The sequence below is a fragment of the Burkholderia sp. L-4 genome (assembly GCF_056856535.1).
In genome coordinates this window covers 1,565,660-1,586,557 of the sequence record NZ_JBXEOX010000002.1, presented here as the reverse complement: position 1 = coordinate 1,586,557, position 20,898 = coordinate 1,565,660, and the positions used below count along the sequence as shown (strand labels likewise).

The following is a 20,898-nucleotide window of genomic DNA, read 5'->3' as shown; positions in this document are numbered from 1 at the left end:
CCTGGCCGCCTACAGCCCGAGTCGACGTTTCATGTCGGTTCGCTGCTGGTTCAATTCCGTCAATTCGGCCAACTCCTCGGGTGTGAAGGTGGATTGCCGCGCCAGCCGGTCAAGCCGGTCGCAGCAGGCGTCATAACGCATCTTGAGCACCGCCGCCTGCAGCTCCTCCCCCGCGATCCGTTCCTGCTCACGCTGCCGCTCGGGCACCGTCTCGTCTGCCGGATTCTGTAACAGCAAATCGCGGACGTTTTCATCATAGTCCAGAATTTCGCGGAAGATTTCCTCGTAAGTCGCCCCGTTCGAGGACGTCCGCAGGACATCCGACAGCAACCGGAACTCCGCGCCGTCGCCCAGCGCGCGCGCATGGTCGACGACTTCCGCGAACAGTTCGCCGATGCGCGGCAACGCGCGCAGGGTCGCAATCTGTTCGTCGTCGAGCTGCGACGCGATGCGCGGATGCATCACCAGCGTGCGCAGGGCACGCTTTTCGCTGTCCGTCACGCGGCGCCGCTCGCTGCGCGCGGGCACCTGGCGCGGCGGCGCCGCGATCCGCGTATCGACGTCCGACAGCGCCGCGACCTCTTCGAACGGAATATCGAGGCGGTCCGCGAACATGTGCATGATCTGCGCGCGCAATGCGTTCGCGGGCAGCGCCTGCAGCAGCGGCTTCGCATCGAACAGCGCCTTCGCGCGGCCTTCCGGCTGATCGAGCGCCTTGCCCGAAATTGCTTCGTTCAACAGAAATTGTGACAGCGGCATCGCGCGCTCGACCTGCTCGGAGAACGCTTCGGCGCCGAACTCGCGCACATAGCTGTCCGGATCGTGCTCGGTCGGCAGAAAAAGGAACCGGATCGTGCGGTTGTCGCCCGCATGCGGCAGGCAAGCCTCGAGCGCGCGCCGCGCCGCCCGCCGCCCGGCCGAATCGCCGTCGAAACTGAAAATGACCGTGTCGGTCTGGCGCAGCAGCTTCTGCACGTGAATCGGCGTGCACGCGGTGCCGAGCGTCGCGACCGCGTTCGGGAACCCGAGCTGCGCGAGCGCGACGACGTCCATGTAGCCTTCGACGACCAGCACGTACTTGCGCTCGCGAATCGCGAGCCGCGCCTCGAACAACCCGTACAGTTCGCTGCCCTTGTTGAACAGCGGCGTTTCGGGGGAGTTCAGGTATTTCGGTTCGCCGCTGCCGAGCACGCGGCCGCCGAAGCCGATCACCTGTCCCTTCACGTTGCGGATCGGGAACATGATCCGCTCGCGGAACCGGTCGTAGCGGCGCGCGACGCCCTGCGCGTCGGTCTTCTCGCTGACGATCACGAGCCCCGACTCGACGAGCGACTCGTCGCGATAGTCCGGGAACGCGGCTTCGAGGTTCTGCCAGCCGTCCGGCGCGTAGCCGAGGCCGAAACGCGCGGCGATCTCGCCGGTCAGGCCCCGGTTCTTCAGGTACTGGATCGCGACGGTCGCACCGCGCAACTGCTTGCGGTAGTAGTCGCACGCGGCCGTCATCGCATCGGACAGCGCGGTCGCGACCGATTTCGACACCGGCGCCGGATAGTCGCCGCCCCCGCCTCCGCCGCGCATCGACGGCTCGTGCGGCACGGTCAGCCCGACGGACTGCGCGAGTTCCTGCACGGCTTCCGGGAACGTGAGCCCCGCGTGCTCCATCAGGAAGCCGATTGCCGTGCCGTGCGCGCCGCAACCGAAGCAGTGATAGAACTGCTTGGTCGGGCTGACGGTAAACGACGGGCTCTTCTCGTTATGGAACGGGCACAACCCCATGAAGTTGGCGCCGCCCTTCTTGAGCTGCACGTACCGACCCACCACGTCGACGATATCGACGCGGTTCAGCAAGTCCTGCAGGAACGAATGCGGAATCACCGTGGGATCGAACGAAAAAAGACAATACGACGCCCGGCGCACGCATCGCTGGGCGCGCCGGGAACGGGTTTTACTTCGTGAGCGCGGCCTTGACCTGCGCGGAAACGGCCGTCATGTCGGCACGACCGGCGAGCTTGCCTTTCAGCACGCCCATCACCTTGCCCATGTCCTGCGGACCGGCTGCGCCGGTTTGCGCGACCGCCGCCTGGACTTCGGCCGCCACTTCGGCGTCCGACAGTTGCGCGGGCATGTAACCGCCCAGCACGGTCAGCTCGGCCTGCTCCTTCGCGACGAGGTCGTCGCGGCCGGCGGCCTGGAACTGGCTGATCGAATCCTTGCGCTGCTTGATCATCTTGTCGATCACGGCCGTGATGCCCGCGTCGTCGAGCGTCACGCGATCATCGACCTCACGCTGCTTGATCGCGGCCATCAGCAGGCGAATCGTCGCCAGGCGCTCGCTTTCCTTCGCGCGCATCGCGGCCTTCATGTCTTCGCTGATCTGCTCTTTCAAACTCATCTTTCACCCGGGATGGAAACGTGAATCCGACGCCCGCGAACGGGCGTCAACACAAAAACCCGCTTGGGACAGTGTCTCAAGCGGGTTGCTCGAATCCGGCATCGGCGACTCGCCGCCTGATCGGCTGTGCGATCGCACCCGATCGCACGGAGTCGCCGGTGCGCCGCTCAGCGAACCGCGCGGCGCCCAATCGTTCAGTACAGCTTCTTCGGCAGCGTCTGGCTGCGAATCCGCTTGTAATGACGCTTCACCGCAGCGGCCTTCTTGCGCTTGCGCTCCGCGGTCGGCTTCTCGTAAAACTCGCGCGCGCGAAGCTCGGTCAGCAGACCATTCTTCTCGATCGTGCGCTTGAAGCGACGCATTGCAACTTCGAACGGCTCGTTCTCTTTAACGCGAATGATCGTCATGATCCGACACGAATAAAGGTTTGCAGGGAAAGACTACCGAGTATAGCAGAGCGATTGCCTAAAGGCACGGGGCCTGGTCCCGCTTGAACGGGCCGCCGCGGCCCGTCAGACGGCGCGCGAATACTCCGCCGCCGCTTGCCCGGCCGCCGTGCCGGACGCCCATGCCCACTGGAAGTTGTAGCCGCCGAGCCAGCCCGTCACGTCCACCGCCTCGCCGACGAAATACAGCCCCGGCACGCGCGCGCTCATCATCGTCGCCGACGACAGCTCGCGCGTATCGACCCCGCCCTTCGTCACTTCGGCCTTCTTGTAGCCCTCGGTGCCGTTCGGCGTCAGCGTCCAGCCGGACAGCGCCTCGCCGATCTGGCGCAGCGTCCGGTCGGGCAGGTCCGCGAGCCGCGCGTCGGCCGCGACGCGATGCGTATCGAGCCACGCATGGGCGAGACGCGACGGCACCCAGTCGGCGAGCAGCGAACCGATCTGGCGCTTCGACGTGCGCTTCGCGTCGAGCAGGTCGGCCACCGAGTCGCGCTGCGGCAGCAGGTCGACGCGGATCGGGTCGCCGGGCTGCCAGTAGCTCGAGATCTGTAGGATGCCGGGCCCGGACAGGCCGCGATGGGTCAGCAGCAGATCCTCGACGAATTCGCCGCCGCGCTTCCTGTCGCCGGTCGACACGCGTACCTCGAGCGACACGCCCGACAGCGCCGCGAACGGCTCCCAGTCCTGCGGCGCGAACGTCAGCGGCACGAGCGCGGGCCGCGTATCGACGAGCTTGTGGCCGAACTGCTTCGCCAGCCGGTAGCCGAAGTCGGTCGCGCCGATCTTCGGAATCGACAGGCCGCCCGTCGCGACGATCAGGGCGCGCGCACCGATCGCGCCAGCCTGCTGCGTGTCGAGCACGAAGCCGTCGGCCGGCGCGTGGCGCACCGCATCGACGACGACGGGCCGGCGCCACGCGATGCCGCCCGCGTCGCACTCGTGCTTCAGCACGTCGATGATCGCGTCGCTGCCGTGGTCGCAGAAGAGCTGCCCCTTGTGCTTTTCGTGCCAGGTCACGTGATGGCGCTTGAGCAGCCCGAGGAAGTCGCGCGGCGTATAGCGCGCCAGCGCCGAGCGCGCGAAATGCGGATTCGACGACAGATAGTTGTCGGGGCCGGCGTACAGGTTCGTGAAGTTGCAGCGGCCGCCGCCCGAGATGCGGATCTTCTCGGCGAGCCGCGGCGCGTGATCGATCAGCACGACGCGGCGGCCGAGCTGCCCGGCGACCGCGGCGCTCATCATCCCGGCGGCGCCCGCGCCGATCACGGCGATGTCATAGGTTTCCATGGCGCGGATTGTACCTGCCCGGCATCGGGCCCGGGCCGCCGCCTGCGCCGGCCGGCCCTCGCCTGCTATACTTTCCGGTTACGTTGACCTTCCCGCGGCGCGCCCGACACCGCGCCCTGCCCGCACCCATGCTCGTTCTCGGCATCGAAAGCTCCTGCGACGAAACCGGCCTCGCGCTCTACGACACGCAGCGCGGCCTGCTCGCGCACGCGCTCCATTCGCAGATCGCGATGCACCGCGACTACGGCGGCGTCGTGCCCGAGCTCGCGTCGCGCGACCACATCCGCCGCGCGCTGCCGCTGCTCGAGGAAGTGATGGCGCAAAGCGGCACGCGCCGCGACGACATCGACGCGATCGCGTTCACGCAGGGCCCCGGCCTCGCCGGCGCGCTGCTGGTCGGCGCGAGCATCGCGAATGCGCTCGCCCTCGCATGGAACAAGCCGACCGTCGGCATCCATCACCTCGAAGGCCACCTGCTGTCGCCGCTGCTCGTCGACGCGCCGCCGCCGTTTCCGTTCATCGCGCTGCTGGTATCCGGCGGCCACACGCAGCTGATGCGCGTGACCGACGTCGGCGTGTACGAGACGCTCGGCGAAACGCTCGACGACGCGGCCGGCGAAGCGTTCGACAAGACGGCGAAGCTGATCGGCCTCGGCTACCCGGGCGGCCCGGAAGTGTCGAAGCTCGCCGAGACGGGCACGCCGGGCGCGGTCGTGCTGCCGCGCCCGATGCTGCATTCGGGCGATCTCGACTTCAGCTTCAGCGGCCTGAAGACGGCCGTGCTCACGCAGATGAAGAAGTTCGAGGCGGCGAAGCTGGAAGGCGAAGCACTCGAGCGCGCGAAAGCCGATCTTGCGCGCGGCTTCGTCGACGCGGCCGTCGACGTGCTCGTTGCGAAGTCGCTCGCCGCGCTGAAGCAGACCCGACTCAAGCGCCTCGTGGTCGCGGGCGGCGTCGGCGCGAACCGCCAGTTGCGTGCGGCATTGTCGGCCGCCGCGGCCAAGCGCGGCTTCGACGTGCACTACCCCGATCTCGCGCTCTGCACCGACAACGGCGCGATGATCGCGCTCGCGGGCGCACTGCGGCTCGGCCGCTGGCCCGAGCAGGCGAATGCGGACTACGCATTCACGGTGAAGCCGCGCTGGGATCTCGCGTCGCTCGCCCGCTGACTCCCCGCAACGCGACGCCGCACGCAACACAGCAAAAAGGCCGCTCGTTCGAGCGGCCTTCTTCATGGCGCGACAAAAAGACGCGGCGTCATGCAACCTGACGCTTGTCGCGCTCGATCAGCGCGTACGCGCTGTGATTGTGGATCGACTCGAAGTTCTCGGCCTCGAGCACGTAGGCGGCCACGCGCTCGTCCGCATCGAGACGCTGCGCGACGTCGCGCACGAGATCCTCGACGAACTTCGGATTCTCGTAGGCACGCTCGGTGACGAACTTCTCGTCCGGACGCTTCAACAGGCCCCACAGTTCGCACGATGCCTCTTCTTCCGCGATACGGATCAGCGCCTCGACCGGCAGGTCGGCTGCAAGCTCCGCATCGATCGTCACGTGCGAGCGCTGGTTGTGCGCGCCGTACTGCGAGATCTTCTTCGAGCACGGGCACAGGCTCGTCACCGGCACGAGCACCTTCAGGAACAGGCGCGTGTCGCCGTTGCGGCTTTCGCCCGCGAGCGTCACTTCGTAGTCGAGCAGGCTCTGCACGCCCGACACCGGCGCCGTCTTGTTCACGAAGTACGGGAACGTGACCTCGATGCGGCCGGCTTCGGCTTCGAGCTTCTCGAGCATCGACGCGAGCATCGCGCGGAAACGCTCGACCGTCAGCGGCGCGCGGTTCTCTTCGAGCAGCGCGACGAAGCGCGACATGTGCGTGCCTTTCTGGTCGGCAGGCAGGCGGACGTCGAGGTTCCAGACACCAACGGTCGGCTGCACGTCGCCGCTTTCGGTGCACACCGTCAACGGATGCCGGACCGCCTTCACGCCCACGCGCTGAATCGGGATCTGACGGATATCCACCGTGCTCTGCACGTCGGGCATCACGAAGGCGGGATTCATCTGGTTCATCTTGTTCAATCCTTGTAAGCCGCGCGTCCGACGACGCGCACGCCGCGTCATGCGGCAGCCGGAAAAGCAACATGGGCCCGCAGGCCCATGTTTTCCGCATCAATGAAGACCGGTTGCGCCAGTCGCACCGGCACCGCCCACGGGCGGCGCCAGCTTATGCGACGCGCTTCGCCTGACCGGCGACATCGGCCGCCGGGCTCAGAAAGCGTTCGCGAATCGATTTCGCGATGCCCGCGCCGTCGAGGCCGCATTGCGACAGCAGCTTCGCGGGATCGCCGTGATCGATGAACAGGTCAGGGAGGCCCAATTGTAGTACGGGTCGGATAACCCCACTCTCCATCAGGGCTTCCACGCAGGCCGAGCCCGCGCCCCCCATCACGCAACCTTCCTCGACCGTGACGAGGTAGTCGTGCGTTTCGGCGAGCTCGCGCACGAGCGCCGCGTCGACCGGCTTCACGAAGCGCATGTTCGCGACCGTTGCGTCGAGCTCCTCGCCCGCCGCCAGCGACGGTGCGACCATCGTGCCGAATGCGAGGATCGCGACGCGCTTGCCTTCCGGCTGCGACGTGCGGCGACGCACTTCGCCCTTGCCGACCGGGATCTCGGTGAATTCCTTCACCGTCGCCACCCCGGTGCCCGCGCCGCGCGGATAACGCACCGCGGTCGGGTTCGGCTGCTGCAGCGCCGTGTGCAGCATCTGGCGGCATTCGTTCTCGTCGGATGCCGCCATGATCGTCATGTTCGGGATGCAGCGCATGAACGCGAGATCGTACGCACCCGCGTGCGTCGCGCCGTCCGCGCCGACGAGGCCCGCGCGGTCGATCGCGAACACGACCGGCAGGTTCTGCAGCGCGACGTCGTGAATCAGCTGGTCGTATGCCCGTTGCAGGAACGTCGAATAGATCGCGACGACCGGCTTCAGCCCTTCGGTTGCGAGGCCGCCCGCGAACGTCACCGCGTGCTGCTCGGCGATGCCGACGTCGTAGTAGCGATCCTTGAAACGCTTCTCGAACTCGACCATGCCCGAGCCTTCACGCATCGCGGGCGTGATGCCGACGACGCGCGTATCGCGCTCGGCTTCATCGCACAGCCATTCGCCGAACACCTGCGTGTAGGTCTTCTTCGCGGGCGTGGTCGACGGCTTGATGCCTTCGGCCGGGTTGAACTTGCCGGGACCGTGATAGAGCACGGGATCGGCTTCGGCGAGCTTGTAGCCCTGGCCTTTCTTCGTCACCACGTGCAGGAACTGCGGGCCGCGCAGTTCGCGGATGTTCTGCAGCGTCGGGATCAGCGAATCGAGATCGTGACCGTCGATCGGGCCGATGTAGTTGAAGCCGAACTCCTCGAACAGCGTGGCCGGCACGACCATGCCCTTCGCGTGCTCCTCGAGCTTGCGCGCGAGTTCGAGCACCGGCGGCGCCACGCTCAGCACGCGCTCGACACCGGCACGCGCGGCCGCATAGAAGCGGCCCGACATCAGGCGGGCGAGATGACGATTCAGCGCGCCGACCGGCGGCGAGATCGACATGTCGTTGTCGTTCAGGATCACGAGCACCTTCGCGTCTTCCGACACGCCCGCGTTGTTCATCGCCTCGAACGCCATGCCGGCCGTCATCGCGCCATCGCCGATCACGGCGATCGAGAAGCGGTCGTCGCCGTTCAGCTGGCTGCCGATCGCCATGCCCAGCGCGGCCGAGATCGACGTGCTCGAGTGCGCGGTGCCGAACGTGTCGTATTCGGATTCGCTGCGGCGCGGGAAGCCCGAGATGCCGTCCTGCTGACGCAGCGAATGCATCTGGTCGCGGCGGCCCGTCAGGATCTTGTGCGGGTAGGTCTGGTGGCCCACGTCCCAGACGATGCGATCGTTCGGCGTGTTGAACACGTAGTGCAACGCGATCGTCAGCTCGACCGTCCCGAGGTTGGACGACAAATGGCCGCCCGTCTTCGACACGCTGTCGAGCACGAACGCACGCAGTTCATCCGCGAGCGGTTGCAGTTGGCGACGATCGAGGCGGCGCAAATCCGCCGGGTCGTCGATGGTTTTCAGCAAGTCGTACATCGTCGTTCCATTGTAGGAAATCAAACGCGCCCGCATTCTATTGCACGCACCGTAGCGTGTGCGCGGCGGCGGGCTTTCGCGTCAGCTGACCCGGTTCACTACCAGGTCGGCAAGTTCGGCGAGACGCTGTGCGCGTGCGCCGAACGGTTTCAGCGCGTCGTGCGCTTCGGCGCGCAGCTGCGCTGCCAGCTCGCGCGACGCCTCGAGGCCGAGGATCGATACGTAGGTCGGCTTGTCGTTCGCCGCGTCCTTGCCGGCCGTCTTGCCGAGCGTCGCCGAATCGGTCGTGACGTCGAGAATGTCGTCGACGACCTGGAAGGCCAGACCCACGGCCCCCGCATAGACGTCGAGCGCGGCCATCGTTTCCGCCGACGGCGTCTCGCCGGCCAGCGCGCCCATCCGCACGGCCGCGCGCAGCAGTGCGCCGGTCTTCATCCGGTGCATCGTTTCGAGCTGTTCGCGCGTCAGCTTGAGGCCGACGCTCGCCAGGTCGATCGCCTGCCCGCCCGCCATGCCGATCGAGCCGCTCGCAAGCGCCAGTTCACGCACGAGCGCGGCCTGCTGCACCGGCGACAGCGCCTCGGCGTCGGTCAGCGCGACGAACGCCTGCGACTGCAGCGCGTCGCCGACCAGCAGGGCCGTCGGCTCGTCGTACTGCACGTGCACGGTCGGCTTGCCGCGGCGCAACGCATCGTCGTCCATGCACGGCATGTCGTCGTGCACGAGCGAATAGACGTGGATCATCTCCAGCGCCGCCGCCGCCGCATTGCGTGCCGCTTCCGTCGCGCCGGTCAGTTCGCCTGCTGCATGGCACAGCAGCGGACGAACCCGCTTGCCGCCACCGAGGACCGCGTAGCGCATCGCCTCGTGAAGTTTCGCGGGCATCGCGGTATCGGCGGGCAGATAGTGGCCGAGTGCGTTCTCGACACGGTCAAGCACGGACCGCATCCATTGTTCGAATGTCATAGATCGTCGTCTTCGCCGTCCGTGGCGGCCGTTCCGGACGAAAGCGGCTTCAGCGTCGCGCCGTCGAGCACGCGAACCTGCTGCTCCACTTTCTCGAGCTGCTGTTGGCAAAACGCAACGAGGGCCGCACCGCGGCGGTATGCCGTCAGTGAATCCTCGAGGCTCAACGCGCCGCCTTCCATCCGGGCAACCAGCGTCTCGAGTTCCGCGAGCGCCATCTCGTAATTGTCCGGCAACGGTTCGGTGCCATTGCCGGGCGGCGTGGCGCCTGGGGATGCGGTTTTCGCCATGGACGAGGTGTCAAATTTCAAAACAAGTCGGACATTCTACGGCAAAAGAGAATTTTCCGACCTGCCGTCGTGGGCACCCCGGTACATATTCCGGCCCCATCTCCGACGCACATTGTGCGCCTCCCGCGGGTCGCCCGACAAAAAATTGACACAAATCAGGCACTTAATCCTAGCCTTGCGAGGCGAACCGGGTATAATTCTCCGTTTCCCTAAATCGATTTTTCGATGGTTGGGTTGTTCACTGCTTTCACGCTAACACCGGGAGTGGGAATGTCCAATCTGAGCGATGCGCTTCAGTTGAAGTCGGCCCACAGCCAGCTTCCAGTCACTGCATATTTCGATGAGGCGCTACTCGAGCGCGAGATCGAAACCCTCTTCAAGAAAGGACCTCGTTACGTCGGGCACGAATTGATGGTGCCCGAGGCGGGGGATTATTTCGCGCTGCCGTCCGAGCAGGAAGGCCGCGTGCTGGTCCGCAACCAGACGAACCAGATCGAACTGCTGTCGAACGTCTGCCGCCACCGTCAGGCGATCATGCTCAACGGGCGCGGCCGCACGCAGAACATCGTGTGCCCGCTGCACCGCTGGACGTACGACCTGGAAGGCGAGTTGCTCGGCGCACCGCACTTCCCCGACAAGCCGTGCCTGAACCTCGGCAAGAGCCCGCTGCAAAACTGGCAGGGGCTGCTGTTCGAGGCCGAAGGCCGCAACGTCGCGCGCGATCTTGCCCACCTCGGCACCAAGCATCACTTCGACTTCTCCGAGTACCACTTCGATCACGTCGAAGTGCACGAGTGCGATTACAACTGGAAGACGTTCATCGAGGTCTACCTCGAGGATTACCACGTCGTCCCGTTCCACCCGGGTCTCGGCAGCTTCGTGTCGTGCGACGACCTCAAGTGGGAGTTCGGCGACTGGTACAGCGTGCAGACGGTCGGCGTGCACAACGCGCTCGCGAAACCGGGCAGCGCGACTTACCAGAAATGGCACGAGCAGGTGCTGAAGTTCCGCAACGGCGTGCCGCCGGAGTTCGGCGCGATCTGGATGGTCTACTACCCGGGCCTAATGATCGAGTGGTACCCGCACGTGCTCGTCGTGTCGTGGCTGATCCCGCGCGGCCCGCAGAAGACGACCAACATCGTCGAGTTCTATTACCCCGAGGAAATCGCGCTGTTCGAACGCGAATTCGTCGAGGCCGAGCGCGCCGCCTATATGGAAACGGCCGTCGAGGACGACGAGATCGCCATGCGGATGGACGCAGGCCGCCGTGCGCTGATGGCACGCGGCGAGTCGCAGGTCGGCCCGTACCAGAGCCCGATGGAAGACGGCATGCAGCACTTCCACGAATTCCTGCGCCGCCACCTCGGCGACCTCTGACGGCCGGTGCGGCGCCTTGACGCCGCATGGTATCCGGCAGACGAAAAGACGGGCTTCGGCCCGTCTTTTTTTGTTTAGACTTGGAGTGTCAGGCCAATTGCACTCCAGGGAGTCGTCATGCCACACACTCACTACACCACGCTCATCTCCGCCGCCAACCTCGCCGAGCGCCTGGCCGCGGCGCCCGGCAGCGTCGTCCTGTTCGACTGCCGCTTCGATCTCGCCGATCCCGGCGCAGGCGAAGCGGCCTATGCGGCCGGCCACCTCCCCGGCGCACACTACCTTCATCTCGACCGCGACCTGTCGGGCCGCAAGACCGGCACCAACGGCCGCCATCCGCTGCCGACCCGCGACGCATTCGCCACGCTGCTCGCCAGCCACGGCGTCAAGCAAGGCCAGCAGGTAGTCGCATACGACGCGCAAGGCGGCGCGTATGCGGCGCGCCTGTGGTGGCTGCTACGCTGGCTCGGCCACGATTCGGTCGCCGTGCTCGACGGCGGCCTGCAGGCCTGGGAAGCAGCGGGCCAGCCGCTGACGGCCGACGTGCCGCAACCGGCCGCCGGCGATTTCCGCGCGGCAGCGCCGCTCGAATCGACGGTCGACGCGGCAGCCGTGCTCGCGAACGTGACGTCGCCCACGCGCGTCGTGATCGATGCGCGCGCACCGGACCGCTACCGCGGCGAAAACGAAACGATCGATCGTGTCGGCGGCCACATCCCCGGCGCGCGCAACCGCTTCTTCAAGGACAACCTGAATGCCGACGGCCGCTTCAAGACCGGCCATGAATTGCGCGAAGCGTTCTCGACCGTACTGGCCGGCACCGAGCCGAACCGCGTGATCCTGCAATGCGGCTCCGGCGTGACCGCGTGCCACAACGCGCTGGCGATGGAGGTGGCGGGGCTGCACGGCGCATCGCTGTACCCGGGCTCGTGGAGCGAATGGAGCGCCGATCCGTCGCGGCCGATCGCCACCGGCCCGACGCCGTAAGCACCAGCGTCACGCAGCAGTGACGAAGCGGCGGCATGGGCCGCCGCTGCTCGTTTACATCACGCCGTACTTGTGGAACCACGCGATCGCGCGCTTCCAGCCGTCCTCGGCATCGCCCTTGACGTAGCTCGGCCGGTAGTCGGCGAAGAACGCGTGACCGGCATCCGGATACACGACGATCTCCGATTCGCGCGCGAGCTTCGAGTCGCTCGCCTGGATCGCCTTGCGCATGTCCGCGAGCGACGCCTGCGTGATGTTCGTATCCTTCTCGCCGTACAGACCGAGTACCGGCACCTTCAGCGACGACGCATGATCGACCGGGTTGAACGGCGTCATCTCGTCGGTCTTGCCCTCGACGAAGCCATACCATGCAACGGCCGCGCGCACGTGCGGATCGTGCTCGGCATAGAGCCACGCCTGGCGCCCGCCCCAGCAGAAGCCCGTCACGCCGAGACGCGTCAGGTCGCCGCCGTTCTTGCCGGCCCACGCCACCGTCGCATCGAGATCCTCGGTGACCTGGCGGTCCGGCACCTTGCTGATGATGTGGTCGTACAGCTCCTTCATCGTCGGATACTTCGCCGCATTGCCCTGCCGCGCGAACAGGTCGGGCGCGATCGCAAGATAACCGAGCTTCGCGAAACGGCGGCAGACGTCGGCGATATGCGCGTGCACGCCGAAGATCTCGTGGATCACGATCACGACCGGCAGGTTCGTCTTGTCGGCCGGTTGCGCGCGATAAGCCGGCACGCTCGCGTCGCCCGAGCGGATCTCGACGGTGTCGACGTCCAGCCCGGCGCTGTCGGTCGTGACCGTCTGCGCCGAAACGGGCAGCACGGCCGCCGCGAAGGTGCCGCCCAGCGCGGCCTGCATGAACTTGCGGCGCGAGAACGGAACGTGGGGGACCAGGCTGTCGACTTCGGGTTTCAACATGAATGCACTCCTCGATTGGGCGCCGCCGTCACGATTCCGGATGCGTATGACGGGGCATCGCGCCGGCGCACGGCGCGGACGTCGCGGCGGTGGGCACCCCCGCCGCGGACGGAAACCCGGACAAGATGCCCAATAATCCGTTGTCGCGTCAACTGTCAGATGTGTAAGACTCGATTACGACGTGTTGCGTCGACCGCCTCGATCCCCACGCACAAGCCCGCTGGTGGCCTGTCGGATCGTCACGCGGCCCGTCGCCTGCCGGCCGTCGCGATTCGCCGGATGCTTGCCGATTGAAAAGAAAATCCCGCGGGCGATGCCGTCGCCTCCTGCAAAAACAACGGGCGGGGAACCTGCGCGACGCGCACGCTACCCGCCCGCCCCCGCGCGAACGCGCGATCAGTGCAGCTTGACGCGCGGCAGCGTCGTGCGCCGCAGCCAGTGCGCGACCGTGTCGAGGATCATCCGCGGATAGCCGTGCAGCGCCGCGATGTGCAGCCGGTACAGCGACATGTACATGAAACGCGCGAACAGCCCTTCGATCAGCATGTTGCCGCCGATCAGCCCGCCCATCAGGTTGCCGACCGCGCTGAAGTGGCCGAGCGACACGAGCGAGCCGAAATCCTTGTACGTGAACTCGGGCAGCGGACGCCCTTCGAGCCGGCAGCCGATCGCCTTCAGCAGGAAGCTCGCCTGCTGGTGCGCAGCCTGCGCGCGCGGCGGCACGTTGCGTTCGTTGCCGGGCCACACGCACGCCGCGCAGTCGCCGAGCGCGAACACGTTGTCGTCGGTGAAGGTCTGCAGCGTGCGGCGCACGTCGAGCTGGCCGAGCTTGTTGACCTGCAGGCCGTCGAGATGCGACAGCACCGACGGCGCCTTGATGCCGGCCGCCCAGACCGTCAGGTCCGCACGCACCGCCTTGCCGCTCGCGGTATGCACGAACCCCGGCGCGACCTCGGTCACGCGCTCGCCGAGCATCAATCGCACGCCCAGCTTCTCGAGCAGTTCGGCCGTCGCGGTCGACACGCGTTCCTGCAATGCCGGCAGGATCCGCGGTCCCGATTCGATCAGCACGATGCCGACGTCGTGGCGCGGATCGAGCTTGTGCAGCCCGTACACGGACAGCACCTGCGCCGTGTTGCGCAGTTCCGCGGACAACTCGACGCCCGTCGCGCCGCCGCCGACGATCACGACCTGGATGCGCGGCTCGGCCGTTTCGCCCGGGGCGGTCGGCGCAGGCGCCTGGTGTTCGGCGCGCATGCACGCGGCGATCAGCCGCTTGCGGAAGCGCTCGGCCTCCCCGACCGTATCGAGCGCGATCGCGTTTTCCGGTGCGCCCTGCACGCCGAAGAAGTGGGTCGTACTGCCGATCGCGATCACGAGCGTGTCGTATTCCAGCTCGCGCGCCGGCAGCAGTTCCGCGCCGTCGCTGTCGTTGAGGGGCGACAACGTGACGCGCTTCGCCGTGCGGTCGAGCCCGGTCAGCTCGCCCTGCTGAAACTCGAAGCCGTGCCAGCGCGCCTGCGCCGCGTATTCGAGCTCCTGCGTGAACGGGTCCATGCTGCCGGCCGCAACCTCGTGCAGCAGCGGTTTCCAGATGTGGGTCGGATTGCGGTCGACGAGCGTGACAAGCGCACGCGCGGGACGATTGCCGCGCGCGCCGTAACGGTCGCCGAGCCGCGTCGCCAGTTCCAGGCCGCCCGCGCCTCCGCCTACGATGATGATCCGATGCATCTGATTCCCCCTTTGCGATTCGAAACTGCTGCCGCCGGGCAAAGCCAATGCGATGCATTCGCGCCGCCCGGTGGATTAACCGGTTCGGACACCATCGTTGTGCAGTTCGAAGCACTTCGATGCGACCGACCCGGAACGCGGGGCGCGCGGCCCCGCGTCAATGACATGACTGACATGCATTGTCCGGGAGCTTGCGCGTTGACCACAAGCAAACCATCTCGATATTCAGCATCCCTGCAACAATATGCCGCGGGAAACGCGAACCGCACGGGGGTGCGTCAGTGTGCCTCTTCCCAGTTCGCGCCGGCACCGACCTCGGCGACGAGCGGCACCTTCAGCTTCGCGACGCCGCACATCATTTCCGGCAGTTTCTCGCGCACCAGCGACAGCTCGTCGTCGGGCACCTCGAGCACCAGTTCATCGTGCACCTGCATGATCATGCGCGACGCGAGCTTGTCGCGCGTGAGCCAGTCGTCCACCGCGATCATCGACAGCTTGATCAGGTCGGCGGCCGTGCCCTGCATCGGCGCGTTGATGGCCGCGCGCTCGGCCGCCTGGCGGCGCGGGCCGTTGCCGCCGTTGATTTCCGGCAGCCACAGGCGGCGGCCGAAAACGGTTTCGACGTAGCCCTTTTCCTTCGCCAGCGAGCGCGTGTCCTCCATGTACTGCGCGACGCCCGGGTAGCGGGCGAAATAACGGTCGATATAGAGCTTCGCCGCGTCACGCGTGATGCCGAGGTTCGACGCGAGGCCGAACGCGCTCATCCCGTAGATGAGCCCGAAGTTGATCACCTTCGCGATCCGGCGCTGGTCGGAATTGACCTCCAGCGGCGTCACGCCGAACACCTCGGCGGCCGTCGCGCGGTGGATGTCCTCGCCCTGCGAGAACGCACGCAGCAGCGACGCGTCGCCGGAGATATGCGCCATGATCCGCAGTTCGATCTGCGAATAGTCGGCCGACACGATCCGGTGACCCGGCGACGCGATGAACGCCTCGCGGATGCGCCGGCCTTCGGCCGTGCGCACCGGAATGTTCTGAAGATTCGGGTCGTTCGATGCGAGGCGGCCCGTCACCGCGACGGCCTGCGCATAGTTCGTGTGCACGCGCCCCGTCGAAGGGTTCACCATGCGCGGCAGCTTGTCGGTATAGGTCGACTTCAGCTTCGACAGCCCGCGATGCTCGAGCAGCAGCTTCGGCAGCGGGTAGTCCTCCGCCAGCTTCTGCAGCACCTCTTCGTCGGTCGACGGCGCACCGCTCGGCGTCTTCTTCACGACGGGCAACTGCAGCTTCTCGAAGAAGATCTGCCCGATCTGCTTCGGCGAGCCGAGATTGAATTCGCCGCCCGCCAGCTCGTACGCCTGCGCTTCGAGCTCGATCAGGCGCGTCGCGATTTCGGTGCTCTGCGCGTGCAGCCGCGCATCGTCGATCAGCACGCCCGTGCGCTCCATCTTGCGCAGCACGCGCGAGACCGGCATCTCGATCTCGCGATACACGCGCTCGAGGCCCGGCTCGCGCGCGACCTGCGGATACAGCACGTGATGAAGCTGCAGCGTGATGTCCGCATCTTCGGCCGCGTACTCGGCGGCTTGCGCAAGCGCCACTTCGTCGAAGCCGATCTGCTTCGCCCCCTTGCCCGCGACGTCTTCGTACTTGATCGTCTTGACGCCCAGATGACGCAGCGCGAGGCTGTCCATGTCGTGCGTGCGGTGCGATTCGACGACGTACGATTCGAGCAGCGTGTCGTGCTCGATGCCGTTCAGTTCGATGTCGTAGTTCGCGAGCACCTGCGCGTCGTACTTCAGGTGCTGGCCGACCTTCTTGCGGTCGGCCGATTCGAGCCACGGCTTCAGGCGCGCGAGCACCTCGTCGATCGGCAGTTGCTCAGGCATGTCGGGGCCGCGGTGCGCGACCGGCAGATACGCGGCCTTGCCCGGCTCGACCGAGAACGACAGGCCGACGAGGCGCGCGAGCATCGGGTCGAGCGCGGTCGTCTCGGTGTCGAACGCGGTCAGCTTCGCGTCGTTGATCTTCGCGAACCAGGCGTCGAACTGCTCCCAGGTCTGGATCGTGTCGTATTCGCGCACGATGTCGGCCGCCACCACCGGTGCCGGCTCGCCTTCCGGCGCATCGGCGCCGCCGCCTTCCGCCGGCGCGCTGTCGACTTCGCGCAGCCAGGTCTTGAAGCCGTAGCGCGCGAAGATGTCGCGCATCATGTCGCGCGCTTCGCCGTCGCTCTTCAGCGACGCTTCGATCGACTCGAGATGCGGCGCGAGATCGCAGGCCGTCTCGACGGTCACGAGCTTGCGGCCGAGCGGCAGGAAATCGAGCGCGCGGCGCAGGTTGTCGCCGACCACGCCCTTGATCTCGCCCGCGTGCTCGATGACGCCGTCGAGGCTGTCGTATTGCGCGAGCCATTTCACGGCCGTCTTCGGCCCGCACTTCTCGACGCCGGGCACGTTGTCGACGGTATCGCCGATCAGCGCGAGGTAGTCGATGATGCGCTCGGGCGGCACGCCGAACTTCGCGATCACGCCGTCGCGGTCGAGCGTTTCGTTGGTCATCGTGTTGACGAGCGTGACGCGGTCGGTCACAAGCTGCGCGAGATCCTTGTCGCCGGTCGACACGATCACGTTCATCCCGTGCCGCTCGGCTTCGCGCGCGAGCGTGCCGATCACGTCGTCGGCCTCGACGCCTTCGACCATCAGCAGCGGCCAGCCGAGCGCGCGCACCGCGCCGTGGATCGGCTCGACCTGCAATGCAAGATCGGGCGGCATCGACGGACGGTTTGCCTTATAGTCGGCATAAAGGTCGTCACGGAACGTCTTGCCCTTTGCATCGAACACGCAAGCGCTATACTCTGCACTGACTTCCTTGCGCATACGGCGCAGCATGTTGATGATTCCGTAGAGCGCTCCGGTCGGCTCCCCGCCAGGGCCACGCAAATCAGGCATCGCATGGTAAGCCCGATACAGATAGCTCGAACCGTCAACCAATAGCAGGGTCTTACCTTCCAGATTTCGTTCTTCAGGCATTATGAACAAGAGAAAAGTGATTCCGAGTCTGCGTTCGCTCGCAGATCAAGAACGCGCGACGGCCAAGAAGGCGCGCGCATCGTGGCAGATGTTCACGATTATGGCAGAGTTTATCGAGGCGACCGAGTACCTGTCGGAGATCCGCCCGGCTGTCAGCATCTACGGTTCTGCCCGCCTCAAACCCGACACGCCGCACTACAAGCTCGCGGTGCAGATCGCGCGCAAGCTGTCCGACGCCGGCTTCGCCGTGATCTCCGGCGGCGGCCCCGGCATCATGGAAGCCGCGAACAAGGGCGCGCACGCCGGCAAGGCGCCGTCGGTCGGGCTGAACATCGAGTTGCCGCACGAGCAGGCCGGCAACCACTACCAGGACATCTCGCTGCGCTTCCGCCACTTCTTCACGCGCAAGGTCACGTTCGTGAAGAACTCGGATGCGGTGATCGTGATGCCGGGCGGCTTCGGCACGCTCGACGAGCTGTCCGAAGTGCTCACGCTGATCCAGACGAAGAAGTCGCGCCTCGTGCCGATCATTCTGGTCGGCAGCGAGTTCTGGAAGGGGCTGCTGCAGTGGTTCCGCGACCAGCTGATCCCGATGGGCCTGATCAATCCGGACGACATGGATCTGATGCAGGTGATAGACGATCCCGACCAGGTGCTCGACGCGGTGCTCGCGTTCTACGAGGACAGCGGCGAGGAAGAAGGCTCGGACGACGACGGTCATCCGCCGCGGCCGGAAGAAGACCGGATGTTCTATCTGTAACGCATCCTTGGCAGCCGCCGGCCCGACGGCCGGCGTGCGGTTCGCCACGCGGCAGGCGGCGCCTCGGCTGCCTGCCGCGTGTCAGTTTGTAACGCACCGTTAATCCCGCTTTGCGGCCGCGTGCCGCCGAATGTCAAATTCGCACGGCCCGCGTGCCACGTCGCGGAGCGCCTGTCCGCACCCGCGGCTCGCCATTGTCAAATGGCGCTGGCGCATACCCGCACCCCGCCGCTGCCGGCCGGCAACCCTCCGTAACAAACCCGTCTCGCCTTTTCCGTCGCGTGCCCGCACACTGCATTCTGTCGGCGCGGCGTTCCCCCCGGTGGAACGATCCCCCTCGCTTCCATCGCGTCGTGCCGGCCTCTTTACAACGACATCACGGAAAAGAACATGCAACGCTCGCTGATCGCCCTCGCTTTCGCCGGCCTCGGCCTTTCGCTGTCCGGCCTCGCCCATGCCGTCAACGTCGACGTCAACATCGGCACACCCGCGCCGGTCGTCGTCGCGCCCGCGCCCGTCGTGGTCGCCCCGGCGCCCGCGGTCATCGTCGGCTGGCACGGCGACCGCTACTGGGACGGCCGCCGCTACTGGGAACGTCGCGAGTGGGAAGATCACCAGCGCTATCGCGGTCATGACGATCGTCGCGGTTATCACTGCCCGCCGGGACACGCGAAAAAGGGCGAGTGCTGAGCGACACTGCACGTTCACCCGCTACGCACGGCCGTCCGCGCGCTTCGCCGCCGGGCGGCCGTTTGATTTTCGGCAGCCGATATCGCATGAGGCCGAATGGTAGGATTGCCCTCGTCCAGGGCCCCTTCCGCCACTCATGCCGCTCATCCGAATCTGGGCCGTCGACCACGCCCTCGCGTCCGGCATCGTCGCGCCGACCGACATCCTGACGGCGGCCAACCATCTCGCGTCGTCGATGCCGCCCGGCCACGCGGCCGCGCCGTTCCGCTGGCGCGTCGAATCGGTCGATGGACGGCCCGTGCGCACGGCCTCCGGCCAGCTCCTTCCGGTCGACGGCGCAATCGACGGCGGCAGCCGCGCCGACGCGATCTGGCTCACGGGTCCGCTCGTCGCCGATCTCGACCGGCTGCTGGACCGGCCCGCACCGCTCGCCCCGCTGCTCGATGCACTGCGCCGGCAACACGCGCGCGGCACGCTGATCGCGACGTACTGCACCGGCGCGTTCCTGCTCGCGGAAGCGGGATTGCTCGACGGCCGCGTCGCCACGACGCACTGGTCGAAAGCCTCGAGCTTCCGCGCGCGTTATCTGGACGTGGCGCTACGCGCGTCGGACGTCCTGACCGAACAGGATGGCATCCTTTGCGGCGGCGCCGTCACGTCGTACCAGACTCTCGCGCTGCGGGTCATCGACAAGCTGGCGAACGCGCGCCTGGCCGCGTCCGTCGCACGGCTCATGCTGATCGACGTGAACCGCGACTCGCAGGACTCGTTCATCGACCTCGACCGGATGGGCCACCATCGACACGACGATCCGGCCATCGCGCGCGCGCAACGCTGGATGGAAAAGCATCTGCGCGAGCCGTTCAGCCTCGCGCGGTTGAGCGACCACGTCGCGATGAGCGAACGCACGCTGCATCGCCGCTTCCGGGATGCGGTCGGCGCCCCGCCGCTCCGGTATCTGCAGACGCTCAGGATCGAAGTCGCGAAGCGGCTGCTCGCGGAAACGAAGCTCGCGATCGATGCGGTGTGCGAACGCGTCGGGTACGCGGACATCAGCGGTTTCCGGCAACTGTTCAAGCGCGAAACCGGCATCTCTCCCGGCGAATATCGTCGTCGTTTCGCGCGCTAGCCCGACTGGAACGGGCGCGGGACACGCTGTCGGGAATGGCATCGTCGAATGGCAGTTTCGCCACTTCGCGCGTCGGCATGCGATTCATACACTGGATTCACGTCGCCGGAACCGGAGCGACGCCGCCTCCACCGAACCAGGACACCGCCATGCCGATGATCGACGTCACCCTCCCCGAAGGGGCACTCGCGCCGCACGCCGAAGCGCAACTGATGAACGAGCTGACCGGGACACTGATCCGTCACGAAGGACTCGATCCCGACGATCCGCGCGTGCGGGACGTGACCTGGATCTTCGTCCATCGGCCGGCGGCCGTATATCGCGCCGGTGCCGTCGCGCCTGCGCCGCTCTACCGGATCGTGCCGACCGTGCCCGAAGGACAGTACACGGACGCCGCGCGTGCGGCGCTGATCGCCGACGTGACCGCCGCCGTCGCACGCGCGGAAGGCGCGGCGGTCGACGCCGTCGCGACACGCGTGTGGGTCTTTCCAACGGAAATCGACGACGGCTGCTGGGGCAGCCGCGGCACGGTGCGTCGCCTGCCGGACATCATGGAGTATTTCGGTGGCGCGACATTGCGGGCGCTCGGGGAACAACGCCTGGCGACCAAGCGGCGCGCGGATGCGGACCGGGTCGTCGATGCCGTGCGCGATTCGATGCGGGAAACGGATCGGAACGGGTTTCACGAACCGGCTGCCGGCGTCGTTCGCTGACGGCGGTTGGCAGAAGGAAAGCGGCCGTGCCCCGGTAGGCGG

The 20,898-nt window shown here is 66.7% G+C and carries 18 protein-coding genes; 7 read left to right on the top strand and 11 right to left on the bottom strand.

Going from position 1 to position 20,898, the window contains the following annotated elements; translation table 11 throughout:
• Positions 1–9: 9 nt before the first annotated feature.
• The 4 genes from dnaG to AC1VVG_RS24060 all read right to left on the bottom strand — a co-directional run bounded on the left by dnaG (position 10) and on the right by AC1VVG_RS24060 (position 4,125).
• Entirely contained in the window at positions 10–1,875 is a 1,866-nt protein-coding gene (gene dnaG / locus AC1VVG_RS24075) for a DNA primase (RefSeq protein WP_482836446.1), read from the bottom strand.
• A gap of 70 nt (positions 1,876–1,945) precedes the next feature.
• Positions 1,946–2,392, bottom strand: a complete 447-nt coding sequence (locus AC1VVG_RS24070; RefSeq protein WP_006479409.1) for a GatB/YqeY domain-containing protein — start codon at positions 2,390–2,392, stop codon at positions 1,946–1,948.
• Positions 2,393–2,586: 194 nt separating this feature from the next.
• Entirely contained in the window at positions 2,587–2,799 is a 213-nt protein-coding gene (gene rpsU / locus AC1VVG_RS24065) for a 30S ribosomal protein S21 (protein WP_006479415.1), read from the bottom strand.
• Positions 2,800–2,904: 105 nt separating this feature from the next.
• Complete coding sequence (locus AC1VVG_RS24060) at positions 2,905–4,125, bottom strand: BaiN/RdsA family NAD(P)/FAD-dependent oxidoreductase (protein WP_034185742.1); 1,221 nt, start codon at positions 4,123–4,125, stop codon at positions 2,905–2,907.
• 128 nt (positions 4,126–4,253) lie between these two features.
• On the opposite strand from AC1VVG_RS24060, the gene tsaD reads away from it, so the two are divergent.
• Entirely contained in the window at positions 4,254–5,294 is a 1,041-nt protein-coding gene (gene tsaD, locus AC1VVG_RS24055) for a tRNA (adenosine(37)-N6)-threonylcarbamoyltransferase complex transferase subunit TsaD (RefSeq protein ID WP_034185741.1), read from the top strand.
• Positions 5,295–5,382: 88 nt separating this feature from the next.
• Here the strand turns inward: tsaD and folE2 are convergent, their stop codons facing one another.
• The 4 genes from folE2 to AC1VVG_RS24035 all read right to left on the bottom strand — a co-directional run bounded on the left by folE2 (position 5,383) and on the right by AC1VVG_RS24035 (position 9,507).
• Positions 5,383–6,192, bottom strand: coding sequence for a GTP cyclohydrolase FolE2 (gene folE2 / locus AC1VVG_RS24050; RefSeq protein WP_482836444.1), 810 nt, complete (start codon positions 6,190–6,192; stop codon positions 5,383–5,385).
• A 154-nt stretch (positions 6,193–6,346) separates the two neighbouring features.
• A complete protein-coding gene (dxs, locus tag AC1VVG_RS24045) occupies positions 6,347–8,251 on the bottom strand; it encodes a 1-deoxy-D-xylulose-5-phosphate synthase (RefSeq protein ID WP_034185740.1) in 1,905 nt (634 codons plus the stop codon).
• 81 nt (positions 8,252–8,332) lie between these two features.
• Positions 8,333–9,217 carry a polyprenyl synthetase family protein gene (locus AC1VVG_RS24040; protein ID WP_034185739.1) on the bottom strand — a complete coding sequence of 295 codons (885 nt, stop codon included), beginning with the start codon at positions 9,215–9,217 and terminating at the stop codon, positions 8,333–8,335.
• Positions 9,214–9,507, bottom strand: a complete 294-nt coding sequence (locus AC1VVG_RS24035; protein ID WP_034185738.1) for an exodeoxyribonuclease VII small subunit — start codon at positions 9,505–9,507, stop codon at positions 9,214–9,216. Before AC1VVG_RS24035 ends, AC1VVG_RS24040 begins: the two co-directional genes overlap by 4 nt.
• A gap of 270 nt (positions 9,508–9,777) precedes the next feature.
• Here AC1VVG_RS24035 and AC1VVG_RS24030 point away from each other — a divergent pair, with 270 nt between their 5' ends.
• Both AC1VVG_RS24030 and AC1VVG_RS24025 read left to right on the top strand, forming a co-directional pair.
• Positions 9,778–10,884: an aromatic ring-hydroxylating oxygenase subunit alpha gene (locus AC1VVG_RS24030; RefSeq protein ID WP_034185737.1), complete on the top strand. Its 1,107-nt coding sequence runs from the start codon at positions 9,778–9,780 to the stop codon at positions 10,882–10,884.
• A gap of 117 nt (positions 10,885–11,001) precedes the next feature.
• Complete coding sequence (locus tag AC1VVG_RS24025) at positions 11,002–11,871, top strand: sulfurtransferase (RefSeq protein WP_124668823.1); 870 nt, start codon at positions 11,002–11,004, stop codon at positions 11,869–11,871.
• A gap of 54 nt (positions 11,872–11,925) precedes the next feature.
• Here AC1VVG_RS24025 and AC1VVG_RS24020 read toward each other — a convergent pair whose 3' ends face one another.
• The 3 genes from AC1VVG_RS24020 to polA all read right to left on the bottom strand — a co-directional run bounded on the left by AC1VVG_RS24020 (position 11,926) and on the right by polA (position 17,564).
• The gene (locus tag AC1VVG_RS24020) at positions 11,926–12,801 is read right to left on the bottom strand and encodes a dienelactone hydrolase family protein (protein WP_034185735.1); all 876 of its coding nucleotides are present in this window, start codon (positions 12,799–12,801) and stop codon (positions 11,926–11,928) included.
• Between the two features lie 396 nt (positions 12,802–13,197).
• Positions 13,198–14,532 carry an NAD(P)/FAD-dependent oxidoreductase gene (locus AC1VVG_RS24015; protein WP_049036581.1) on the bottom strand — a complete coding sequence of 445 codons (1,335 nt, stop codon included), beginning with the start codon at positions 14,530–14,532 and terminating at the stop codon, positions 13,198–13,200.
• Between the two features lie 278 nt (positions 14,533–14,810).
• Positions 14,811–17,564, bottom strand: a complete 2,754-nt coding sequence (gene polA / locus AC1VVG_RS24010) for a DNA polymerase I (protein ID WP_069705002.1) — start codon at positions 17,562–17,564, stop codon at positions 14,811–14,813.
• Between the two features lies 1 nt (position 17,565).
• Between polA and AC1VVG_RS24005 the strand changes: the two genes are divergently transcribed.
• From AC1VVG_RS24005 to AC1VVG_RS23990, 4 genes are all read left to right on the top strand, one after another.
• Entirely contained in the window at positions 17,566–18,324 is a 759-nt protein-coding gene (locus AC1VVG_RS24005) for an LOG family protein (RefSeq protein ID WP_034185732.1), read from the top strand.
• 390 nt (positions 18,325–18,714) lie between these two features.
• Positions 18,715–19,014 carry a hypothetical protein gene (locus AC1VVG_RS24000; RefSeq protein ID WP_034185731.1) on the top strand — a complete coding sequence of 100 codons (300 nt, stop codon included), beginning with the start codon at positions 18,715–18,717 and terminating at the stop codon, positions 19,012–19,014.
• Positions 19,015–19,150: 136 nt separating this feature from the next.
• Positions 19,151–20,143 (top strand): GlxA family transcriptional regulator, encoded by a 993-nt coding sequence (locus AC1VVG_RS23995; protein ID WP_482836441.1) that lies wholly within the window; start codon positions 19,151–19,153, stop codon positions 20,141–20,143.
• 149 nt (positions 20,144–20,292) lie between these two features.
• Positions 20,293–20,856 carry a Tautomerase enzyme gene (locus AC1VVG_RS23990; protein ID WP_051700886.1) on the top strand — a complete coding sequence of 188 codons (564 nt, stop codon included), beginning with the start codon at positions 20,293–20,295 and terminating at the stop codon, positions 20,854–20,856.
• Positions 20,857–20,898: the final 42 nt, after the last annotated feature.